The 2,006-nt window shown below is 48.7% G+C and carries 3 protein-coding genes; all 3 read left to right on the top strand.

Going from position 1 to position 2,006, the window contains the following annotated elements; genetic code table 11:
• Nucleotides 1-147 precede the first annotated feature (147 nt).
• The gene (locus H9Y05_RS16120; RefSeq protein ID WP_216714892.1) at nt 148-552 is read left to right on the top strand and encodes a DNA polymerase family A protein; all 405 of its coding nucleotides are present in this window, start codon (nt 148-150) and stop codon (nt 550-552) included.
• A gap of 584 nt (nt 553-1,136) precedes the next feature.
• On the top strand, nt 1,137-1,631 hold the full coding sequence (locus tag H9Y05_RS16115) for an HNH endonuclease signature motif containing protein (RefSeq protein ID WP_216714891.1): 495 nt from the start codon (nt 1,137-1,139) through the stop codon (nt 1,629-1,631).
• Nucleotides 1,624-2,006, top strand: a 383-nt coding sequence (locus tag H9Y05_RS16110; protein ID WP_317170313.1) for an SNF2-related protein, incomplete at its 3' end; no start/stop codon positions are given. The genes H9Y05_RS16115 and H9Y05_RS16110, both read left to right, overlap by 8 nt.

Genomic DNA, 2,006 nt, shown 5'->3' with positions numbered 1-2,006 from the left:
GACGGAATTTTAGCTGCTGTTCGTAATCCTGGTCGTGAATTTTGGGCTGGGGCACACTTGCGCCGGAATGGTGAAAGGGCTATCCGTATATGGCGTACCGTAGAATTTGATTCGTCGGGCAGGAAGGTTCCTGGCTGGTGGTTGTGTATGGAGTTGCCGTCAGGCCGTATCCTATCGTATCCGGGAATCGGCGTTAGTGTGACAAAGGAAACAGACGAAGACGGACGGATAAACACCAATGTAAGAATTAAGTACCAGGGTGAGAACCAGTTAACACGGCAATGGACCACCCTGTACACACACGGCGGAAAGGCTTGTGAAAACATTGTTCAGGCGTTGTGCCGTGACTTATTGGCCTATGCGATGCTTAATGTGGAAGCCGGTGGGTATCCAATAGTTCTTTCTGTTCACGATGAACTGGTATGCGAGACTCCGGATACTCCGGAATACAGTGTGGCTGAACTGGAAAAATTAATGTGTGCATTGCCAGAATGGGCTGAGGGTTTTCCTCTTGTAGCGGAAGGTGCGGAGTTAAAACGGTATGCTAAGTAAACTGATTATTTATTATTTCCGGGAAGAAGACTGTCGAATCTGTCCTCGCTGCGGTATTGAACACACGAAACGCGAGGGGTGCATAGATGAGTACTCCTGAAGGGCGCGTGCAAAAATACGCAAAGGAGCGATTTGAGGCCCTGGGTGGCCTCGTTCGGAAACTTTCCTATGAGGGGCGCTCCGGTGCTCCTGACCTGTTGGTTGTTCTTCCCGGTGGTGTCATCTGGTTCGTCGAGGTGAAGAAAGACGAAAGCACGAAGCCAGACCCGCACCAGTTACGGGAGCACGAGAGGATGCGTAAGCGAGGTGCAAATGTTTTTGTTGTTGGGTCTAAGAAACAGGTTGATAAATTAATAGAACACTATTATATTTAGTTCACACCAAACACAAATAAGGAATTGAGAAATGAAATACGAATATGACCGCAAACCAGCACGTGACATCGTACCGGGTGACATGATTTTCAACGTTAGGACACGTAGCCCTGTTGCCGTTGATACGGTGTTCGTCGAGTCGAACGGTAAACTGGTTATCGAAGACGTAACCGGTAACGTTACAGCGTTCGGACGTAAGGAATTAGTATTATGTGCGAAATAGCATGGGGTAGGGTATTCACCTACGACAACGGCGCCCTCATTTGGCGAGTAAGACCGGGGCCGAGAGTATCGGTAGGCAGTACAGCAGGAAGCTCGGTAAACAAGGGTCATAGGCGTATCAAGTTCAAAGGTAAAATATACCAAGCACATAGAATAGTCTGGGAGATGCACAACGGCAAGATCCCAGAAGGAATGCAAATCGACCACATAAATGGCATGTACGATGATAACCGATTGGAAAATTTACAGTTAGTAACACAACAAGGTAACGTCGCAAAAGCTGGATGGCAGAAAATTAGGTCGAGTAATAAAAGCGGCTTTCCCGGCGTTAGGTGGCGAGAGTCGCATAACAAATGGGCAGCATATATGACTATTGACGGAATAAAGAAGCATTTAGGCTATTACTCTACAAGAGAAGAAGCAATAGCCGCCAGGGTATCGGCACTTGAAACATTAGACAAAGGGATACGACCCAATGAATAAGTTTCAAAGGCGCGAATACCAAAAGCTCATGACCTCGTTCATGCTGCGACACCATCGATGCAACATATGGGCAAGCATGGGCGCCGGGAAGACTGGCAGCGTACTGTGGGCATTAAACCGCCTGTTTCGCAACGGGCAGCTAACAGAAGAAGACCGGGTATTAATCCTCGCCCCGTTGCGTGTTGCGTCGGGTACGTGGCCCGCGGAACAAACTAAGTGGGGGTTCCCTTGCCTTCGTGTCATCGATGCAACCGGTTCGGAGAAGCGCCGCATAGCGGCGCTGGAGTCGGACGCTAATGTGGTTTGCACAAATTACGAAGTTATAGAATGGCTTATTGACTACTACGGCAAAGACGACTGGCCTTTTACCGTTAT

Origin of the sequence: Taishania pollutisoli (assembly GCF_014518315.1) — a bacterium.
GTDB lineage: Bacteria > Bacteroidota > Bacteroidia > Flavobacteriales_D > Crocinitomicaceae > Taishania > Taishania pollutisoli.
Note: the sequence above shows the minus strand (reverse complement) of the source record. Positions and strands in the feature narration are given on the sequence as shown.

Excerpts from the sequence above, each read along its gene's own strand:
- H9Y05_RS16120 (WP_216714892.1), top strand. The coding sequence starts at position 148 with ATGGAGTTGCCGTCAGGCCGTATCCTATCGTATCCGGGAATCGGCGTT.
- H9Y05_RS16115 (WP_216714891.1), top strand. The coding sequence starts at position 1,137 with ATGTGCGAAATAGCATGGGGTAGGGTATTCACCTACGACAACGGCGCC.